This window comes from Belliella kenyensis (assembly GCF_022549675.1).
Lineage (GTDB): Bacteria > Bacteroidota > Bacteroidia > Cytophagales > Cyclobacteriaceae > Belliella > Belliella kenyensis.
Genome location: NZ_JAKZGR010000005.1, coordinates 57,615 through 79,295, shown reverse-complemented (window position 1 = coordinate 79,295; position 21,681 = coordinate 57,615). Strand labels below are relative to the sequence as shown.

Below are 21,681 nucleotides of genomic sequence, written 5' to 3'. Positions count from 1 at the left end.
AAAGATTAGTTTTTTATTTGATTCTGTAAGTAAGTGATCCGCTGAATAGAGTCCCTCTTCTCCATAGGTACATTGGGTCATCTATGGATGTGTCAATTTTTCTATCAAAATTTGAATCTTGATAGAACCTATACTGGAAGTTTAACAAGTCCTGAACACCAAACTTGAAAGTGGTTCTGTCTCTAAAAGTCTTTGAGATTGTTAAGTCAATGGTGTGTCTTGGCAACTCATAGATTTCTGGGTTATTGGCATTCCCCGCTACGAATATTCTTGGGCCTGTCACATTGTAGGCAACACTTGCTTGAAAGTCTGACACATCATTGATGTAATACATGGCAGCATTGACCATATAAGGAGACTGACCTTGAAGCGCTCTTCTGCTGTCCTGAAAGGACACATTACTTCCTAGGAAGACTTCAGACCAGATCAATGAGGCATTTACATTGAAGGATAAGTCTTTGATAAATGGCGTGGAAGTGACTGTAGATAGAGCTTTTCTAGCTTCTATTTCCAGACCATATACTGTAGCATCTACTGCATTTGCATAAGTGAATTGTAATTGCTCGGTAACGTTTTGCTGTACTGTTTCTATAGGGTTATCGAAAAACTTGTAGAAAGCACCTATACTGAAAGTCTCACCTTCATTTGGGTAGAATTCATACCTTAAGTCCACATTGTCCACCCTTGCCATTTGAAGGTTTGGGTTTCCAAAGAAGCCTGCCAAGTATTCAAAGCTGTAGTATAAAAATGGTGCAAATTCTCTGAATTCAGGTCTATTGAGTGTTTTTCCATAACCTGCTCTGATTAGAGATTTTTTATTGAAATTGTAATCAATGTTCAATGAAGGAAGTAATGCTAGTTCTGTATTATTTACTCCTACAGGACCAAGATCGTTTTGAGAATCTAATTGCTGAATGCTGTATTCTGTTCTTAGTCCACCTGAGAAGTTAAATTCTCTTACAGGATATACTCCACCAATATATCCCGCAGATATAAATGTAGAAGCATCGTAATTATCTGTACGTCTAGTACCCTCTTGGATCAACCAGCCGTCACCATTTCTGTAGTTTTCTGGAGCAAATGCTTGGTCAATTGGTAAACGGATCAAGTCTTCTTTGATCAATGGATCGTGAAATCCTGGGTAGTATGTTGTAATGTATCGGGCATCGAAGTTTCTAGCTTTATAATCAACTAAGTAACCAGCTCTCAATATCCTAGGTCTATCTTTTTCTGCACCTTGGAACTTCCTTTCATAATTCAATCCCTGACTAATTCCGAAATCTTTAAGATAGCCATAATACCTACCTAAGTCTTGTGGACTTGATGCTGGTGGGTCAATGATCACAAATTGACCCTCAGATCCTTCTTGACTAAAGTACGACCTCAATCTTCTAAAGTCCGGCTCCTCGTGGTACATGTAGTTTCCGCCAAGTACCCAGTTTAGCTTTGATTTTTCTTGATTGAAAAGGTGCGTACCTTCTATTTGTCCTGTGTAGATCAGTTTTGATTCATACCTGAATGCATAGTCTCTCGCTCCATCTGTTCTTTGAACAAAATCCCTTCCTTCTCTCAATACAGTTTCATTCAAGCCAGTCTGATTGAAAAGGTTTCTGAATTCAATTTTATTATCTAGGTTTAACCTCAACATCCAGTTGGACATTAAGCCAACTTCATTGGTTTTGGTGAAGAAATCATCGAAATATTCATCACGCTTTACTGTAAGCTGACCTGGCACTGGGAAGAAGTACCTGTTTCTTTCAGCTTGAAAGTATTGAAAGGATTGTCCATAGCTTAGGCTTGTTACCGTGGATAGCCTTTTTCCACCAAGCACTCTCCAATTTTTTCCAAATCCAAATCCAAAACTAAAATCAGGAAGTGCTGTGCTAGTCTCTACTCCATAATTATTGTCAAGCATTTGACCAGCCTCTGCTCTTAGCGGAGAGGCTCCACTAGCATTGAGTAATTGATCTGTAGTAGGAAAATTAGCAGGAAGATCTCTTGAAGTATCAAAACCCAACCAGTCAGTTCTTGAGCCTCTGGTTTGCTTATAGTCCTTCAAAGTGGTGTTTTGCCTATATCCAGCACCCATCCCAAAAGTAATAAACTCTTCATCTGGGGTGTTTTTAGTAAATACTTTCACCATACCCCCAGCAAAATCTCCTGGTACTTCAGGTGAAGGCGACTTATAGATAAGCATTCTGTCCAAGCTTTCACTTGGAATAAGATCAAAGGAGAAAGTTCTTTTGTCTATCTGTGTACTTGGTGCCAAAGCATTATTGATCATCACGACATTATACCTGTCATCGATACCACGTACTCTTACAAATTTATTATCTACAATACTGACACCTGCTACTCTTTTCATAACCTGTGCAGCATTGCCGTCTTGTGAAAGTCGAATTTGATCAGATGATATACCGCTTACTACTTGTAAGGACTTGCGTATTTCAGAGACTACAGCGACACTGGATCCTGTTTCTCTAGTTGCTACTACGACCACTTCTCCCAGATCACCGAAATCCTCTTCTAGACTTACGTCAAAGACTGTGGCTTTTTCACTTATAACTTGCACATCTTCAAACCTCAGTGTCTTGTATGATATAAAAGAGACTATTAAGGTGTATGTGCCAGGCTCGACTCTCGGAAGCTCAAAATCCCCATCAAGGCCTGTAGCTACACCGATACTTGTATTTTCTATTCGAACGTTGGCTCCGATGATGGTCTCGCCTGTAGATGAATCTTTTACCACACCTCTTATACTTCCTGATTGAGCTACAGCAAACCCAATTGAAAGCATTGTGATAATAATTGAGAGTAATTGTTTTTTCATATATAATGACACTTGTAAACGAACGCTACAAAGGTCACTACACAATATGAATTGATTGGGTACAAAAAATTATCAATACATTAATTAGTAGGTATCAAAAACAAATCCGCCATCACAATTTTTTCATATTGCAATGGCGGATTTTATGCGATTTTTTAAAGAAATCGTTAATTCAGTGAATTTCGATTATTTGAATGTTACGCTTTTGTTAATAGGTATTTTGTCCAATATGATTCGGATCAAATCCCTCGTATTGATGTTGTCAGCTTCTGCTTCATAATTCAAGATAATTCGGTGGTTCAATACATCCTCGGCGATCTCCTTAATGTCTTCTGGAAGTACATAGTCTCTTCCGTCCATGAATGCAACAGCTCGAGCGGCTAAGTTTAAGTTGATACTTGCTCTTGGAGATACGCCAAACTGTATGTATTTGGCTTCTTCTTTTAGTCCATACTGTGCTGGAAATCTCGTGGCAAACACCAATTCAATGATATAATTTTCCAATGGCTCGGCTATCTTCACTTCATTGATCTTTGCTCTAATCGCAAAAATGTCCTCTTTGGATAGTATCGCCATGACTTCCGAGGCAAAAGCCATGTTGGCCATTCGTCTCATTACCTCGAGTTCATCACTTTTGGAAGGATAGTCTATGTGAACTTTCATCATAAACCTATCCACTTGGGCCTCAGGTAGGGGGTAAGTACCCTCTTGATCTACAGGGTTCTGTGTTGCCAAAACCAAAAATGGTCTGTCTAGCTGATAAGTAGTCTCGCCAATAGTAACCTGCTTTTCCTGCATCGCCTCCAATAGTGCCGATTGTACTTTCGCAGGAGACCTGTTGACCTCATCGGCAAGGATGATGTTTGAGAATATTGGGCCTTTTTTTACTTCAAAGTTTGCCTCTTGCTGATTGTATATCATGGTACCTACCAGGTCAGATGGCAATAGATCTGGCGTAAACTGAATACGCTTGAAGTCCAAATGCAACACTTTGGCCAAGGTGTTTACAGTTAATGTCTTTGCCAAACCTGGCACACCCTCTAATAATATGTGCCCATTGGTAAATAAGCCGATCAAAAGCCGGTTGACCATTCTATCTTGACCAACTACTATTTTCTTTACTTCATCTATGACCTGCTTGATTTTTTCCTGATGCATGGAATTTTTAATTTTAATTTTTTCTTTACTCAATAAGCAACGTTGCCTACATATATATCTTGCAAAGATTGTGAAGTTTTTACCTAAATCATATAAGATTGCAAGAACCTAATGGCTAAAATAGAACAAATTCACCTTTCTACAAAAATGTAAATCATTTCGCAGATTTTGCTCAATGATGCAAGACTGATATCCTTTGCTTTTTTTGAGGTCAATCTGTTGATATTCTACAGCTTACTGATCCCATGTAATTACGCATTTCAGTTTGTGAATCTGTAATCATGCTTCTCTTTGCTTTTCAAAATCAAAATTATTCAGTATTTTTCGAACTGGTTTGAATTTCAATACACCCTAAATTCCGAAGTTTTCTCTCTTCGCATTGACCCACAGCTATGAAAGTTTCAGCAGAGCAACCATTTGAGATCATCTACTCGCTGTTCAGCCACGAGTATTTAGGATTGCTATTTGAATCCTTTGTGATTCAACTGGATGCAAAAGGAAGATTATCCCTAGCCCATCAAAACATCTCTTCAGTGAATGCCAAAGAATTTGCCGCTGGACTGGATGAGACTGACTATCAGCTTATCAAAATGATGGATGAGATGCAGCAAGATGCTGTTACCAAAAAGCTGAATACCAAGAAGCTAAAAGCAAAAGAATACCTTCGCAAAATATATGATCCAAAAACTGGAAATAAGGCAGCTCAAGAAATGCTTGAACTTAAGCTGGAAGGCTTGAGAGCAAAGATTTTGGATAAACTTAAAGGTAAGCGACTCTTTGAAATGGCTAATGATGGCAATCCAATCTGGAAGGAAATCTGTATCATGCCTGAACCTGCCACTGTACTTTTTCACTTTAGAAGAAATGAAGACAATACGCACTACTTTCCTACAATCAAATATCGTGGTGAAAAACTCGATTGGCAATATAAAAATGCCTACCTCATTTGCAATGAACCGGCATGGCTTGTCGCAGATGGAGCGTTGTACCATTTTGCCAAGGGAATAGATGGGAAGAAATTGAATCCATTCTTGAACAAAAGATTCATCGTCATCCCTAGGAAAGTGGAGCAGCAATATTATGAGAAATTTGTTACCCAACTAGTGGCTTCCTTTGATGTATATGCCAAAGGCTTTGAAATCAAAGTGGAAAGAAATCAACCAGAAGCTGTGCTCAACCTAAGCGATCTTCCAGGTTCTCCTAAGGTCGACTTGTTTGGCAATAGTCAAGCAGAATCTGAAGAAGATAAAATAGTCTTTGACCTTAAATTCCAATATGGAGAATATGCATTCCGAGCTGAAGACGGTGCAAAGACAAATGTCAAACTAGAGCAGCATGGAGATGAATATACTTTTTATAAAGTGATTCGTGATGGTGTGAAGGAAAAGAGCTACGGTGATTACCTCAAAAATCTGGGACTTCCAGTAAGAACTTCCAGGTTTGCCCTCGAAAAATCCAAGGCTTTTGGCTGGTTGAATACCTATAAGGATGATTTGATTGCACAAGGATTCCAAATACGGCAGGCTACAGATGCTAAGGGCAAAAAGTACTTCTTCGGTCATGCCAGAATTTCTGTGGATGTCAAGGAAAACATAGATTGGTTCGATGTCAATGCTGTCATTGAATTTGGCCCTTATAAGATTCCTTTTGCCAAAATCAGAAAGTTACTTCTTCAAGGTAAAACAGAATTTGAGCTGCCAAACAAAGAAATTGCGGTGATTCCAGATTCTTGGTTTGTGAATTATACGGAGATTTTTGCCTTTTTGGAAGATGATCCTACACTGGATTCTGGAGCCTTGAAGCTCAAAAAGCATCACATCGCGTTGGCTCAGGAGCTACAATCCAACAATTTGGTACAACTCACTTTGAGTAGAAAGCTTGAAAAACTTCGAGATTTCTCACAAATCGAAGATTATGAGTTGCCAGAGGCTTTCCAAGGTACGCTTAGACCATACCAAAAGGCTGGATACAACTGGCTGAGATTTCTCAATGAGTATCAGTTTGGAGGTTGCCTAGCTGACGATATGGGTTTGGGAAAGACGGTGCAGACACTGGCACTATTGGCTTACCAAAAGGAAGTGAACCCTGGTGCTACGTCTCTTTTGATCATGCCTACTTCACTGATTTACAATTGGGAGTTGGAAGCCAAAAAGTTTACACCGAGCCTGAAAGTCTTGGTCTATACAGGTTCACAACGTGTCAAAGACCACACCAGGTTTGCTGATTATGATTTGATCTTGACTTCTTATGGTATCACAAGGTTGGACATGGAAGTATTCAAATCATTCTATTTCAACTATGTAATCTTGGACGAGTCACAAGCGATCAAAAATCCAAGCAGCATCATCGCAAAGTCAGTTGCAGAGCTCAATTGTAGGTTCAAGTTGATCTTGACAGGTACACCTGTAGAGAATGGCACGATGGATCTTTGGTCTCAGATGAATTTCATCAATACAGGCTTGCTGGGGAATCAGAGCATGTTCAAGAAGCAGTTTTTGCTTCCTATCGAAAAGAAAAATGATGTAGATAAGGCAGTGAAGTTACATGCTATGATCAAGCCTTTCATTCTGAGAAGACTCAAAACCCAAGTGGCTACGGACTTGCCTGAGAAGGTGATTCATGTCAAGTATTCGTCTATGACTTCTGAGCAAGAGAAGGCATATGAAGAAATCAAAAGCTACTATAGAGAAAAGATCGTTAACGAACTTACAGCGCCTGGTGCGAAAAACCAGCAGTTCACTTTGCTTAGGGGTCTTACCCAGCTAAGACAAGTTGCCAACCACCCTAAGTTAATTGATAAAGCTTACACAGGTGACTCAGGCAAGCTGGAAGATGTGATCCATATGCTTCGAGAAACAGCAAGTGAAGGGCACAAAGTGCTTGTATTCAGTCAATTTGTGAGACATTTGGGCATTGTGAAGGAGTTTTTAGATGAAGAAAAAATCCCGTATGCTTACCTTGATGGAACTACGAAGGACAGACAAGCGCAAGTCAAGTCCTTTCAGGAAAATGAGGATGTGAAAATCTTCCTAATCTCCCTGAAGGCTGGTGGAGTCGGACTTAATTTGACCAAAGCTGAGTATGTGTTCTTACTAGACCCATGGTGGAACCCAGCCGTGGAGGCTCAAGCCATCGATAGGGCTCACAGGATCGGCCAGGAAAATAAGGTGATCATATACAAGTTTATCACCAGAAATTCTGTTGAAGAAAAAATCATGGCACTGCAAGAGCGGAAGAAGGCTTTGGCTGGCGAGTTGATCAGTACAGAAGAGAGCTTTATGAAAAGCCTAAGTCAAAATGATATAGAGGCGCTCCTGAATTAATATTTTGAAGGAGCTTGCTCAAGTATACCGAAATTTGAATTTGCTTTCCATAGACGTAGTCTGTGGTTCACTTGCTGGCATGTATCTGTTTGCTCATCTATTGCGTACTCCCTTGAGCAAAGAAGTGTATCTGCTTTTGGCTTTGGTAGTGTGGCTGATTTACACCTTGGATCACCTATTAGATGCTAGGTATGCAAATAATATTCCCAGTACAGCGCGACACGCCTTTCACTTGAAATATTCCAAGGTCTTATGGGGGATGGTGTTTTTGGTATCATCAGTTGTCTTGAGTCTTTTGATCCTTTGCGATGGGCTTCAGGTCTTGATTCTACCTGGGATTTTGGCCGGTATAGTTATCGCTCTACCCCTGCTTATCTCACAGTTTTGGCTCAAAAAATTAAGTTTTCTTAAAGAATTGATCATTGCGATAGGATATGTCGTGGGGATTAGTCAAGCACCCATCATCATGCATAATGGACTCATCCCACAAGAGACCTACTATATAGCAGGCCTATATACCCTTGTAGCATATGTCAATCTGCTTATGCTTTCCTTTGCAGATAAGGAGACTGACAAAAATGATGGCTTTGAAGCAATCACAACATGGTTGAATGCAGCAAATTTGAAAGCACTGATCAACGGTATTTTTCTGATTACTTGCTTATTAGCTTTGGTTTTGTTTGTTTTTCTGAGGTCGTATTTCCATATTTATACCAGTCTGTTGCTTTTGATTTTCATGATTCATTTACGTCTTTTTTATTCGAAAAATAGATCAATCTATCAGAAAAGATTGCTGACAGAAGCATCATTTGTATTGCCTGCTTTGCTGGTATTTTTTTAGACCACAGAGACAATAATCAACTTCCGCAGCCAACACAATCGAAGTGACTGTCCATTGGTTTTACGCCTTTGAGTTGCATCTCAAGATTGTGTATCTGATCTCTTGTGTCCATATCTTGAAACATATCCCCAGTCAAACTTGCTTTCAGTTCTTCAATTTTTTGTTCTAAACTTGTTTGTTGTTCTGTAGTCATCATTTATAGGTTTAGTAGCTAAAACATCATCTAATATAAAAAGTTCTCTATAATTTGTAGCTCATTGATGGTCAGAAAAATAATTTTTTTTGTTTAAAATTATTGTTCAGATACATAGCTCTGCATAATTTTTGCCTACTTTAAAAGAAATCTTCGTTTTTTAACTCATTAATTAACTGTATAAAGGCATGGATGCAAAAAAGCTCAAGCAAATCAAGGAACTCAGGCACATTTTACACCAGCACCCCGAAGTTTCTGGTCAAGAAAAAGAAACAGCCCAACGAATCGCTGATTTTTTCAAATCGCTAAATCCTTCTCAAACGATAAAGAATATTGGTGGCCATGGAATTGCTTTTGTTTTTGAAGGCAAAGAAGAAGGACCCACTAGCCTTTTTCGCAGTGAGCTTGACGCCTTGCCTATTCATGAACATAGCAAAATCAAATATAAATCCGTGCATCATGGCATCGCTCACCTATGTGGGCATGATGGACATATGGCAATTCTAGCTGGACTTGGCCTTTCTCTAAGCCATGAACCCTTACATAAGGGGCGAGTTATTCTTCTTTTTCAACCATCCGAAGAAACTGGGGAGGGAGCTGCAAGGGTAGTGGAGGATACAAAATTCGAAAAGATCAAGCCAGACTTTGCTTTTGCATTACACAACCTGCCCGGCTATGATAAGAATCAGGTCGTAATCAAGAAGGGTTCATTCACAGCGGCATCTACAGGGATGATTATCAAGCTAAAAGGCAAAAACAGCCATGCAGCGCACCCAGAAGATGGTAATAGCCCCGCAGAGGCCATGTCCAAGATGATCGTAGCCCTTCAAAAGCTGCCAGATGCCATGAAAAAGTTCAGTTTGATCACTGTGATTCATGCAAAGCTAGGAGAAGTAGCATTTGGTACCACTCCTGGGGAAGCAGTGGTGATGGCGACACTGAGGTCTTTTGATAATGATACTCAATTGCTTTTGATCAACTATGCAGAAAAGCTTTCTCAGCAGATTGCCAAGGAATATGGCTTATCCATCACATTTGAATACACGGAAGATTTTGCTGCCACGATCAATGATCCTGATGCATGGGAGTATGCCAATCAAGCAGCAAAAGAGCTCAAGCTTAAAACAAAACATATTAGAATCCCTTTTAGATGGTCAGAAGATTTTGGAATGTTCTCATCCCATACCAAAACCCTACTTTTCGGCTTAGGATCAGGTAAATCACATCCTCAGCTTCATGAAAATGATTATGATTTCAATGATGATCTTATCCCTACTGGTGTCTCCATGTTTGAAAAAATTGTCAAACTCATCCATCAAGATTGATGCTTTCACACACCATTTTATATTTTCAATTACTAATAAAACTTCATGAATCATACTTCATATATCGAAATCAGCAAGTCAGCCTACAAAAAAAACATAGCATTCATTAAAAAGGAGACGGGAAATCAAGTCATAATCTCTGCGGTCGTCAAAGGTAATGCCTACGGACATGGGATTGAGCATATTGTGCCCATAGCAGAAGAGGCTGGAATTCGGCATTTTAGCACTTTTTCTGCTGATGAAGCATTGAGAGTATATGACAATAGAAAGCAAAAGTCTGATATCATGATCATGGGGATGCTACATGATGAAGACTTGGAAGAAATTATAAAAAAAGGGATTAGTTTTTTTGTTTTTGAATTTGAAAGGCTTGATGCGGCCATTCAAATTGCCAAAAAACTCAACGCAAAAGCTAGGATTCATGTAGAGGTAGAGACTGGGTTTCACCGTACAGGATTTGAATGGAGTGATAGAGAAAAGCTTATGTCTATTTTGAAAAAAAATGAGGGCTATATCTCAAGATGTGGTCTATGTACGCACTATGCAGGCGCCGAGAGTGTGAGCAACTACGTGAGAGTACGCACTCAGATCAAGAAGTATGATCAGTTCAAAACATGGTTTTCAGACCATGGATTGAACTTTGACAAATACCATACAGCATGTTCCGCAGCTACTTTTAGCTACCCTGAGACCATCATGGACATGGTTAGGATTGGTATAGCGTCTTATGGTTTTTGGCCTACGATGGAGACCTACATGTACAAGTTCAAGAGTCTTCCAGAAAGTGACAAAAACCCACTAAAAAGATTGATTTCGTGGAAAAGCAGCATCATGAGTTTCAAGAAAGTGAAGATGGGGGAGTTTATAGGTTACGGATCCAGCTATATGGCACCGAGAGACATGGAGATTGCTCTAATCCCTATTGGCTATTCTCATGGTTATAGTCGCGTGTTGAGTAATCAGGGGAAAGTATTGATAGATGGCAAGATGGTGTCAGTAGTGGGTACTGTGACGATGAATAGCATAGCTGTAGATGTAACTGACCTGAAAGACCTCAAAAGAGGAGATGAAGTAGTTTTGATCGGTAAGCAAAAGAAGAACGAAATCACTGTGGCCTCATTTGGTGAGTCTACTCAGCAAGTCAATTATGAGCTATTGACTCGCCTCCCACTAGACATCCCCCGCAGAATAGTCAAATAAGACTTTCCTGAGATAATTCACCCCAATGTTTTCTGATGCTTTGAGAGATTAGAAATGGGAGAGTAAAGTATAATGTACGATGTACAATGTACAATGTACGATGTACAAAGTACAAAGTACAAAGCAAGCTACCTAATTAGATTGAATCATCCCCCTTCACCCTTCACCCTTCATCCTTCACCCTTCATCCCTCATCCTTCACCCTTCACCCTTCATCCCTTATCCTTCACCCTTCATCCTTCACCCCTCATCCTTCATCCTTCATCCTTCACCCCTTCCTTCACCCCTCATCCTTCATCCTTCACCCCTCATCCTTCATCCTTCACCCCTCATCCTTCATCCTTCACCCCTCATCCTTCACCCTTCCCCCTTCAATTTTCTTATTTTCCTAAAATCCCTTTCAAATCAGCTGGCGAATAGTTCACTGACTTTAGTGTCTTGCGATCCCCTTCTCTGAATACTAGGTATAGGTCTCCCTCTTGCTCATAAAAGCAGGATACCCCTTGACTTTGGTAATGAGCCACTGTGGCTTCAGCTTCTTCTATATTTTTACATGCTTTGCTCATATTTGACCGTTGAACTTCGTCGAAGAGTTCTTTGAATTTGTCGCCTAATCCAAATTCTAAAATTGCACCTGACAGAACATATTGAATATCACAAAGTGCATCAGCTATCTCTACGATGTTCTGATCAGCTATCGCTTCTTCAAGCTCTTTGAGCTCCTCTGCGATAAGGGAAACCCTCAATTCACACCTTTTTGCCTCTGGAATTTGTGGTTCTGATAGGATTGGGTGTTTGAACGTCTGATGAAATGCTGCTACTGAAGTGAGCGACTTTGGATCTTGCATATAGTTTGATATTTTGAGATGTATTTTTGAAATAGTGAGTCTGTGCTCTACTTTGACCGACTAAGAAACAAAACTTTGATCATTTCAAAAAATTATTTTTAGAAAGGGTCTTTGACTTTATAAATGTATATCTCCGTAGATACCATCAATTAGATCCAGCAAGGAATTTTATAATCCAGATAATACTTCAATTGTATATTGGTTGATAAATTGTCCCACTCTTTTCTATATTGATCCATTAGTTCTCTTTCATTTGCTAAAAATACTTTTCCTGGTAGTATTGTCGAGAATCCACTATAATGAATGAGGATTGATCCGAGATGAAAAAAATGACTTCAGAAATACTTCCTATGATCATCTATACGGGATCGTTCATGTCAGGACCCTAACTTTCATGCAGTTCAAGAAAAAAGCCCCTCAGGCTTGAACGTGCAAGCATGAGAGGCTTTTATCTAAATCAAGAAAAGTTTACTTTCTCTATAGTTTCAAAAATCGGGATTAATTACCCTTTAGTACCACAGCAGTTTCTAGATTACTTTCGATCTTAGAGAGAATTGCCGCATTTCCATCAGCACTGTTTGGACCAATATCTATCCTTCCATCTCCATTGGCATCAACTGCCGCACTGAAATCTACCTCTGCAAATAATTTATCCATATCAAAAACCAAGATCATATCCGTATCACCATCTACTTCTACACCTACAGCATTTTCGGATCTTGCTTTGATAGCTTTTTCAGATGTGAGCCAGATGGTCGATACTTTTCCGTCGATTTCACCTGCAATCCAAAGCGAGCGATCGTACATTGGATCATTGGTGTTGCCTTCGGTTTTTCTGTGAAGCTTGAAGTTCACTTCTGTGTAATTTCCTTGAGGGCTTCTACCTGCTGCGATCACGGAGGTAGCGGCAGTACCATTGTTTACCAAAATCACATTCTTAGGTTGTGAAGCTTCCTGGTGAAATGAAGTGCTCACATTAGTCTTGAGTGCAATATTCCCGATGCTGATGCCCGCCAAGAGGTCAGCTTTTGCAGCATATTTCATTTCTATTTCTTTGGTACCCACAGCAAATTGACTTGTAGCAAAGCCATTCACTATCACACGCTGGTTTGCGTTGCTCCCATTGTTTGCACTTGAGGTAGCACTTAAGCCTACATTGCTCTGTGGTTCATTGATCTCTGTGTCTTCAGCCTCAGAGCAGGCAAATGTCAAATAGCCAATGCAAAAGATAAGGGCTAATTTCTGAAAGTGTTTGATTGATTTTCTCATTTTCGTTAAATAGTTGGTTTTTTCCACGACCTCTTTGCAAGGTACATGCCAGCTATCCGTACAAAATGTGACAAAATACAGGTTTCAACAGCATGAAAGGCATGATAAATCACCAGTCCAAGTGCTTATTTATGAAAAAAGCGCAAAGAAAGTATATTCCTTTGCGCTTAGTTTTACTTTTTGACTGGAATCAAATCAGCCCTTGTTTAGTAAGTTTATCACCGATCTTCGTGCTTGACTAGCAATCGATATTTTATTAGTCGACAAAAATATTGGCCAGATTGAACTTCCGTCTCAATATTTTCAATGTAATGATCTTGAGTCCTGATCTTATTTCAACGCATCATATCGCTCAGATACGGCATCCCAATTGATCACGTTCCACCAATTTCCGATATATCCAGCCCTATCACTGGTATACTTGAGGTAATAGGCATGCTCCCACACGTCGATACCTAGCAAAGGAACGCCTTGAAAATCCGACACATCCATGAGTGGATTATCTTGATTTGGAGTAGAGCCTACTGCCAATTTTTTATTTGAATCTACTACAAGCCATGCCCATCCAGAACCAAACCTTGTTTTTCCAGCTTCTTCAAATTTTGACTTGAACTCATCAAAGCTTCCAAAAGCATCATTGATAGCAGCTTCTAGGTCACCACTTGGCTTACCACCTCCGTCAGGTGACATCGTTTTCCAAAATAATTCATGGTTGTAATGGCCACCTCCATTGTTTCTCATTTTAGTAGAGTATTTGGAAATGTTCATCATCACTTCTTCTAGCGGAGCACTCACGTCTACACCTTCTTCAGCAGCGGCCTCGCCAAGATTTTTGGCATAAGCAGCAGCATGCTTTGTATAATGTATCTCCATGGTCATGGCATCGATATGTGGCTCAAGAGCTGCATAATCGTACGCCAAAGCTGTTTGTTCAAAACCCGTACTCAGTTTGGTTTCATTTTCCTCAGAAGATTCTCCTCCGCATGCGGTCAAGAATGCAGATCCTACCAATGATGATCCGATACCTATGGCAAGGGTAGCCCTGGTGCTTCTTGAGATAAAATACCTTCTAGATACTTTAATGTTTGATTTTTTCATTTTTTTTGGGGATTTATCCTTTAATTTTTCTCAAAATGAATACTTCTCGTTTGTAATTCTAACTGCCTAAGATAAAGATTTCAAAGCTATAATAAAACCTAAAGTCGGACAATAAGTCTGATTTTATGACAAGATGTTTATGTTTGCATTCACAATGTACAATGGTTTGGTTTTTGAATCATTTGTAAATCATAAAATAGCAAAGTAAGTAGACATGCAATTTTCCTTTTATAAATACCAAGGCACTGGAAATGATTTTATCATGATCGATGACAGAATTGAAGCATTTCCTGAAGATAACCTCTCTTTGGTTCAAATGTTATGCGATCGCAAGTTTGGCATCGGAGCTGATGGACTTATTTTGATTAGAAACAAAGATGGCTTTGATTTTGAAATGATATATTTCAATTCGGATGGGTCACAAAGTATGTGTGGAAATGGCGCAAGATGTGCTGTAGCTTTTTCAAAATTCCTCGATATCATAGATAAAGAAACCAAATTCCTTGCTATAGATGGCCCTCATACAGCCCTAGTTAATGATCACTTGGTAGAACTTGGAATGAGTGATGTGAATAGTATCTCCAATGCAGGGCAAGATTATTTTGTCAATACAGGTTCACCTCACCATGTGAGATTTGTAGATAATGTGCTGAGCTACCCAGTCGTGGAGCAAGGTGCTGCAGTGCGGTATAGTGATGATTATAAGCCTAATGGGACAAATGTAAACTTTGTAACCCCTATCAGTGATGAGGAGATTCATGTGAGGACATACGAGAGAGGGGTCGAGAACGAGACCTTATCTTGTGGCACAGGGGTCACCGCTTGTGCTTTAGTATATGGCATCAAGCACCAATTAAATGAAGTAAAAATCCTTACTCCTGGAGGGAAGTTAAAAGTACGTTTTTCTGCGACCGCAGACGGGAGCTTTCGCAATATCAAGTTGATCGGACCAGCAGAGCAGGTTTTTCATGGTGTATGGGAAAAGTAGCAGTTCACGAATTTTCAAACATGTAGACTTGTGATAATTAGACGATCTATATCATTCTAATTTCCAATTGTAATAAAAACGAAGTAATTTTAAAGCCCAATATAGAATAATACATATGTTAGATATCATAGCCAAAGGACTGGCAAAAGTTTTTGGAACAAAATCAGATAGAGATATCAAGGAATTGACACCTAAGGTCGCTTTGATCAATCAAGAATATGCAAAGTTGTCTGGATTGACAGATGATCAGCTTCGTGCAAAAACCATTGAAATCAAAGGAATCATCAACGAAGACTTGAAATCTTATGATGATAAAATCACTTCAATCAGGTCTCAAATAGAAGCATTGGCACCTGAAAAAGTGCACGAAAAAGATGCACTTTACAATGATATCGACAAGATAGAAAAAGATAGAGACGAAGCACTTGAGGTAGTCTTGGAAAAAGTAATGCCATTGGCATTTGCTGTAGTCAAAGAAACAGCCAGAAGATTCAAAGAGAATGGAAGCCTCAAAGTAAAAGCAAATGCGTACGACAAAGAGCTGTCAGCTAGAAAATCAAATGTAGAACTAGCTGGAGAAGATGCTATTTGGCACAACAAGTGGATGGCCGCTGGCAACGAAGTAGTGTGGGACATGGTCCACTATGATGTGCAGCTAATCGGTGGTATGGTGCTTCACAAAGGGAAAATCGCCGAAATGGCTACTGGTGAAGGTAAGACACTCGTGTCTACACTTCCAGCCTTCCTCAATGCCTTGGCAGGGAGAGGTGTCCATGTAGTCACTGTAAATGATTACTTGGCCAAAAGGGATTCAGAGTGGAATGCACCTCTATTTGAGTTTCATGGCTTGACAGTAGATTGTATAGATAAATATCAGCCAAACTCTCAGGGAAGACGAAAAGCCTACAAGTGTGATATCGTATATGGTACAAATAATGAGTTTGGCTTTGATTACCTCAGGGATAATATGGCGCGTGATGCCGGAGATCTTGTACAAGGAAAGCATCACTTTGCGATGATAGATGAGGTCGATTCTGTATTGATTGATGATGCAAGGACGCCTTTGATCATTTCAGGACCAGTACCTAGAGGAGATCAGCATGAATTTATGGAAATGAAGCCAAGGGTTTCCACCTTGGTGGAGGAGCAGCGTAAGTTGATTCAAAGCTACTTGACAGAAGCGAAAAAGTTGATTGCTGAGAAAAATGAAAAAGAAGGTGGCTTAGCACTTTTTAGAGCTTACAGAGGTATGCCCAAGTACAAGCCTTTGATCAAGTACCTTTCAGAACCAGGTATCAGGGTAGTCTTGCAAAAAACAGAGAATTATTATTTGCAAGACAACAAAAGGAACATGCCTGAGGCAGATGAACCACTTTTGTTTACCATAGATGAGAAGACCAATTCTGTAGAGCTCACGGATAATGGTATAGAAGTCATCACTAAGAAAAATGAGAATCCAAACTTCTTTATTCTACCAGACATCGGTGTAGAAATCGCCGAGATGGAGAAGAATCCCGATTTAGATGATACAGAGAAGTTGATCAGAAAAGAAGAAATCATCAAGGACTACGGAGTAAAAGCACAAAGAATTCACACTGTAAACCAGCTGCTGAAAGCTTACTGTATGTTCGAAAAGGATACCGAGTATATCCTCGTAGATGGTAAGGTGAAGATCGTAGATGAGCAGACAGGTCGTGTGATGGAGGGTAGAAGATATTCTGATGGACTTCACCAAGCGATCGAGGCCAAAGAAAATGTAAAAGTAGAAGACGCCACCCAAACTTATGCGACGATTACTTTGCAGAATTATTTCAGGATGTATCACAAGCTGTCGGGTATGACAGGTACTGCAGAGACCGAAGCGGGTGAGTTCTGGGAAATCTACAAATTGGACGTAGTGGTCATTCCGACCAACAAGCCAATAGTCAGAAATGACAGAGATGATAAAGTATATAAGACTGTCAGAGAGAAATTCAATGCCGTAGCTGAGGAAATTGTAGAATTGACCAATGCTGGTAGACCAGTGCTTGTGGGTACGACTTCAGTGGAAATCTCTGAGGTATTGAGTAGGATGCTTACGATCCGTAAGATCAATCATCAGGTATTGAATGCTAAGCAACATGCCAGAGAGGCTGATGTGGTGGCAGAAGCAGGTAAGCCTGGTACAGTCACTATCGCTACCAACATGGCAGGTAGAGGAACAGATATCAAGCTTACGGCTGAGTCAAGAGCAGCAGGTGGATTGGCAATCATTGGTACCGAGCGACATGAGTCAAGAAGGGTGGATCGTCAGCTAAGGGGTAGGTCTGGTCGTCAAGGAGATGTGGGCTCATCCCAGTTTTTTGTATCATTGGAAGATAGCTTGATGCGTCTGTTTGGCTCGGAGCGTATTGCTAAGCTGATGGATAGAATGGGGCTGGAAGAAGGTGAAGTGATCCAGCACTCCATGATCTCAAAATCTATCGAAAGAGCTCAACGCAAAGTCGAAGAAAACAACTTTGGAACGCGTAAGCGTCTCTTGGAGTATGATGATGTCATGAATTCCCAAAGGGAAGTAGTATATAAAAGAAGAAAAAATGCCCTAATGGGTGAAAGGCTAGAGCTCGATATCCTCAATATCATGTATGATGTGTGCTTTGATCTGGTACAGATGGCCAAAACCACCGATGATACTGAAAATGTGAGGATGAATATTTTCAGCTCTCTAGGAGTAGATCATCCTTTGTCTGCAAATGACATTCAGTCTAAAGATACTTCTGTATTGACACAGGAATTATTTGATGCAGCTTATCAAAACTATGTCTCCAAAAACAATAGGATCTTAGAAAGAGCATTGCCAATTCTAAGTGATGTCTATGCACAAAGAGGAGCCACAGTAAAGGAAATCATGGTGCCAATCACCGATTCTATCAAACAGATCGGAGTAGTTGTCAACCTAGAATCTACTGTGAACAATCAAGGAAGAGATCTAATCAGGGCCATTGAGAAAAATGTAACCTTGGCGATCATTGATCAAAACTGGAAAGAGCATCTTAGAGATATGGATGACTTGAAGCAATCTGTTCAGAATGCTGTCTATGAGCAAAAGGATCCGCTTTTAATTTATAAATTCGAAGCGTTCGAAATGTTCAAGAGGTTCGTAGGACGTCTCAATGAGGATGTAATATCTTTCTTAGCCAAGGCGGAGCTTCCAACACAAGATCCTAGCCAAGTCAAGGCCGCCCAAGCACCAAAACAAGAAGAGAAAGTACAAGCTTCAAAAGCAGAAGTAGGTAGCACGCTAAATCCAGGAGCAAACAGACAAGCCGCTGCCGCAGCGGTCAATAGATCAACGGAACAGCAGGTAGTTGCCCCTAGGAAAACTGACAAAGTATTTGGGCGTAACGATAGAGTGACTGCTCAGTATGCAGATGGTACAGTCAAGAAGGATGTGAAGTACAAAAGTGTAGAGCAGGATGTGGCTTCAGGAAAATGTGTAATCATCGAAAGTTAAATTTGAAAATCATGGTAAGAATTGTTTTTAGTAGTGTTTTATTGATCTTATTCATGGGATCTTGTAATCTTATCAAAAAGTCAAGCGGCGAAGCTAGTAAATACAGCCCTTACCATGAGGACTTATCTTCATCTAGGATTACTTTTCCTGATCTATCTGAAGCAAGCAGGAACAATGAACTTACTGGAGGCAGCTCAAAAGATATCTCTTCTATAGATTATGAACTAGATCAGGCACTGCAAAAATTTGCCAAAGACAATAAATCTGAGCAATACTATTCTGGATTTACCGTATTGGTATACAGTGGCGTCGATAGAGACCAAGCTTTCAAGACGAGGAATGATCTCTACACCAAATTCCCTGATATCAAGTCCGATATGCAATACCAGCAGCCAAGGTACTTGGTGAAAGTTGGGAAATTTATCAATAGAATAGAGGCTCAATCACATTATCACAAACTAAAAGAAGTATTCCCAATGGCTAGAATCATCCAAGATAGATTTCAAAGGGAAGGCTTTGTGAATACTGATGAAAAAATCAATAATGATCAAGGACAAAATTAAATCCCTCGCAAGTCAACATAAATCTGAATTCATTGCCAATAGAAGGCATTTGCACGCCCATCCTGAGTTATCGTTTCAAGAGCATAACACATGTGCTTTTGTACAGGAGCAACTCAAAAGTTTTGGAATCACTGATTTTGAAGTCAAAGCAAATACAGGAATTGTAGCATTGATCAAAGGCAGAAATCCTGATAAAAAAGTCATTGCACTCCGTGGAGATATGGACGCACTTCCTATCATAGAGCAAAATGAGGTTCCTTACAAATCCACAAACCCAGGTGTGATGCATGCCTGTGGGCATGATGTGCACACTGCCTCTCTCTTGGGGGCAGCTAAGATCCTTCATGAAGTAAAAGACGATTTTGAGGGTACTGTCAAACTACTTTTTCAACCAGGAGAAGAATTGATTCCTGGAGGAGCTTCCTTGATGATCAAAGATAAAGCATTGGAAAATCCTAGACCAACAGGCATCATTGGACAACATGTGATGCCACTCATTCCTGTTGGAAAAGTTGGTTTCCGCAAGGGAATGTACATGGCAAGCGCAGATGAGCTATACATTACTATTAAAGGAAAAGGGGGCCATGGAGCCATGCCAGAGACCTTGGTAGATCCCGTTTTGATAGCTTCACACATGATAGTCGCTTTACAGCAAGTAGTGAGCCGAAATGCCTCTCCAAAAATCCCTTCGGTGCTTTCATTTGGTAGAATTGAGGCCTTGGGAGCGACGAATATCATACCGAATGAAGTCAAAATTCAAGGCACTTTTCGAACGTTGGATGAAGTATGGAGAGCTAAGGCTCATCAGCATATGACCAGCATAGCCAAAGGAATCGTGGAAGGTATGGGTGGTGAAGTAGATTTTGAAATCAGAGTAGGCTATCCTTTTCTCAAAAACGCCGAAGCTCTCACTTCTAGGGCAGAAGAGGCAGCTATAGCTTATTTAGGAGAAGAGAATGTAGAGTCTCTGGATATTTGGATGGCAGCAGAAGATTTTTCATACTACACCCAAGAAATGGACGGATGCTTCTATCGCCTAGGCACTAGAAATGAAGCAAAAGGAATCACCTCTGGGGTTCACACACCTACATTTGACATTGATGAAGATGCGATGGAAATTGGCGCTGGATTGATGGCTTGGATTGCGGTGAATGAATTGGGGTATTGAAGGAAATAGGGTTGAAATATACTTCGTGAAATAAAGTTGAAATAGGTTGGAGTGAAGGATTGGGGTGTTGGATATTGGTTGATATTGGATATTGACTTTGGGATATTATTGGGTTGAAATAAGGTTGAAATATACTTTGTGAGATAGGGTGGAAATAGGTTGGGGTGGAGGATATTAGATATTGATTGATATTGGATATTTACTTCGTGATATTATTTGGTTGAAATAAGGGTGAAATATACTTTGTGAAATAGGGTGGAAATAGGTTGTGGTGAAGGATATTAGATATTGGATATTGACTTTGGGATATTATTGGATTGAAATAGGGTTGAAATATACTTTGTGAGATAGGGTGGAGATAGGTTGGGGTGGAGGATTGGGGTGTTGGATATTGGTTGATATTGGATATTGACTTTGGGATATTATTGGGTTGAAATAAGGTTGAAATATACTTTGTGAGATAGGGTGGAGATAGGTTGGGGTGAAGGATATTAGATATTGGTTGATATTGGATATTTGCTTTGGGATATTATTTGGGAATCTTGTTGGGGAAAAAATTAATATTTGAGATATATGAAAACAATTAAGCAGCTGTTGCTGGCCATTTTTATGGTTTTTTCTTTTCAGACGAGTTCGTTTGCTTGGGGGGCTATTGGACACTATGTGATCGGTAAGCTTGCAGAATGGCAAATGAATCCAGCTACTGTAGAGAAAGTAGAAAAAGTACTGCACAAGGAGTCTATCTCGGGTGTGGGGGTATGGATGGATAATATCCGCTCTGATAAGAAGTACGACTATACCTATACGTGGCATTGGGTGACGACAGTGGATGGTGAATATGATCCAGCCTTGCAAGAGGAAGCCGGTGATGCTTATGAGGCTTTTGGTAGATTAAAAGCCTCTCTCAAGAAGGGTGGACTTAGCCCAGAAGAAGAAAGGGATCAGTTGCGTATGCTAATTCACATAGTCGGTGACTTACACCAGCCTTTTCACGTCGGCAAGCCCGGAGATCGTGGAGGGAATGATGTGAAGGTTAGTTTTTTCAACAAAGAAACCAATATCCACGCGATATGGGATTCGGATCTTATAGAAGGAAAGAAAATGAGCTTTACCGAAATAGCTACAGAACTTCAGAAAAGAATAAATGCTGATTTGATTAAAAAATATACAAGCAAAGGTCCTGCGGAATGGCTCAAAGAAGCCGTGGCTATCAGACCTGCGATGTACGATATCCCAGATAATGGCAGAATCGGCTATGAATACATCTACAAGCATTACCACCATACAGAGGAAAGACTGATCGCTGCCGGAATCAGGCTGGGTCAGGTATTGGAGGAGATTTATGGGTGATACATGCTTTAGTACTTGTTGATAGAAGATCAAT

General features: G+C 40.1%; 15 protein-coding genes. 9 read left to right on the top strand and 6 right to left on the bottom strand.

Annotation, left to right across the window (positions count from 1 at the left end):
• Window positions 1–13: 13 nt before the first annotated feature.
• Together MM214_RS06575 and MM214_RS06570 are read right to left on the bottom strand one after the other, a co-directional pair.
• Entirely contained in the window at window positions 14–2,830 is a 2,817-nt protein-coding gene (locus MM214_RS06575; RefSeq protein ID WP_241293480.1) for a TonB-dependent receptor, read from the bottom strand.
• A gap of 186 nt (window positions 2,831–3,016) precedes the next feature.
• Window positions 3,017–3,988 (bottom strand): AAA family ATPase, encoded by a 972-nt coding sequence (locus MM214_RS06570; RefSeq protein WP_241293478.1) that lies wholly within the window; start codon window positions 3,986–3,988, stop codon window positions 3,017–3,019.
• 392 nt (window positions 3,989–4,380) lie between these two features.
• On the opposite strand from MM214_RS06570, the gene MM214_RS06565 reads away from it, so the two are divergent.
• Window positions 4,381–7,311: a DEAD/DEAH box helicase gene (locus MM214_RS06565; protein WP_241293475.1), complete on the top strand. Its 2,931-nt coding sequence runs from the start codon at window positions 4,381–4,383 to the stop codon at window positions 7,309–7,311.
• A 4-nt stretch (window positions 7,312–7,315) separates the two neighbouring features.
• Window positions 7,316–8,152, top strand: coding sequence for a UbiA prenyltransferase family protein (locus MM214_RS06560; RefSeq protein ID WP_241293472.1), 837 nt, complete (start codon window positions 7,316–7,318; stop codon window positions 8,150–8,152).
• A gap of 16 nt (window positions 8,153–8,168) precedes the next feature.
• On the opposite strand, the gene MM214_RS06555 is transcribed toward MM214_RS06560, so the two are convergent.
• Window positions 8,169–8,348, bottom strand: coding sequence for a hypothetical protein (locus MM214_RS06555; protein WP_241293979.1), 180 nt, complete (start codon window positions 8,346–8,348; stop codon window positions 8,169–8,171).
• A gap of 185 nt (window positions 8,349–8,533) precedes the next feature.
• Between MM214_RS06555 and MM214_RS06550 the strand changes: the two genes are divergently transcribed.
• Together MM214_RS06550 and alr are read left to right on the top strand one after the other, a co-directional pair.
• On the top strand, window positions 8,534–9,670 hold the full coding sequence (locus MM214_RS06550; RefSeq protein ID WP_241293469.1) for an amidohydrolase: 1,137 nt from the start codon (window positions 8,534–8,536) through the stop codon (window positions 9,668–9,670).
• Between the two features lie 45 nt (window positions 9,671–9,715).
• Window positions 9,716–10,870: an alanine racemase gene (alr, locus tag MM214_RS06545; RefSeq protein WP_241293466.1), complete on the top strand. Its 1,155-nt coding sequence runs from the start codon at window positions 9,716–9,718 to the stop codon at window positions 10,868–10,870.
• 380 nt (window positions 10,871–11,250) lie between these two features.
• Here alr and MM214_RS06540 read toward each other — a convergent pair whose 3' ends face one another.
• The 3 genes from MM214_RS06540 to MM214_RS06530 form a co-directional block, all read right to left on the bottom strand.
• Window positions 11,251–11,718, bottom strand: coding sequence for a nucleoside triphosphate pyrophosphohydrolase family protein (locus MM214_RS06540; protein WP_241293463.1), 468 nt, complete (start codon window positions 11,716–11,718; stop codon window positions 11,251–11,253).
• 498 nt (window positions 11,719–12,216) lie between these two features.
• Window positions 12,217–12,987, bottom strand: a complete 771-nt coding sequence (locus MM214_RS06535; RefSeq protein WP_241293460.1) for a hypothetical protein — start codon at window positions 12,985–12,987, stop codon at window positions 12,217–12,219.
• Window positions 12,988–13,317: 330 nt separating this feature from the next.
• Complete coding sequence (locus tag MM214_RS06530) at window positions 13,318–14,085, bottom strand: superoxide dismutase (RefSeq protein WP_241293457.1); 768 nt, start codon at window positions 14,083–14,085, stop codon at window positions 13,318–13,320.
• A 214-nt stretch (window positions 14,086–14,299) separates the two neighbouring features.
• Here MM214_RS06530 and dapF point away from each other — a divergent pair, with 214 nt between their 5' ends.
• The 5 genes from dapF to MM214_RS06505 all read left to right on the top strand — a co-directional run bounded on the left by dapF (window position 14,300) and on the right by MM214_RS06505 (window position 21,647).
• A complete protein-coding gene (dapF, locus tag MM214_RS06525) occupies window positions 14,300–15,073 on the top strand; it encodes a diaminopimelate epimerase (protein WP_241293453.1) in 774 nt (257 codons plus the stop codon).
• A 115-nt stretch (window positions 15,074–15,188) separates the two neighbouring features.
• Window positions 15,189–18,566: a preprotein translocase subunit SecA gene (gene secA, locus MM214_RS06520; RefSeq protein WP_241293450.1), complete on the top strand. Its 3,378-nt coding sequence runs from the start codon at window positions 15,189–15,191 to the stop codon at window positions 18,564–18,566.
• A gap of 11 nt (window positions 18,567–18,577) precedes the next feature.
• Window positions 18,578–19,129: a hypothetical protein gene (locus tag MM214_RS06515; RefSeq protein WP_241293447.1), complete on the top strand. Its 552-nt coding sequence runs from the start codon at window positions 18,578–18,580 to the stop codon at window positions 19,127–19,129.
• Window positions 19,110–20,297, top strand: a complete 1,188-nt coding sequence (locus MM214_RS06510; RefSeq protein WP_241293969.1) for a M20 metallopeptidase family protein — start codon at window positions 19,110–19,112, stop codon at window positions 20,295–20,297. Before MM214_RS06515 ends, MM214_RS06510 begins: the two co-directional genes overlap by 20 nt.
• A gap of 573 nt (window positions 20,298–20,870) precedes the next feature.
• Window positions 20,871–21,647 (top strand): S1/P1 nuclease, encoded by a 777-nt coding sequence (locus tag MM214_RS06505; protein WP_241293444.1) that lies wholly within the window; start codon window positions 20,871–20,873, stop codon window positions 21,645–21,647.
• Window positions 21,648–21,681 lie beyond the last annotated feature (34 nt).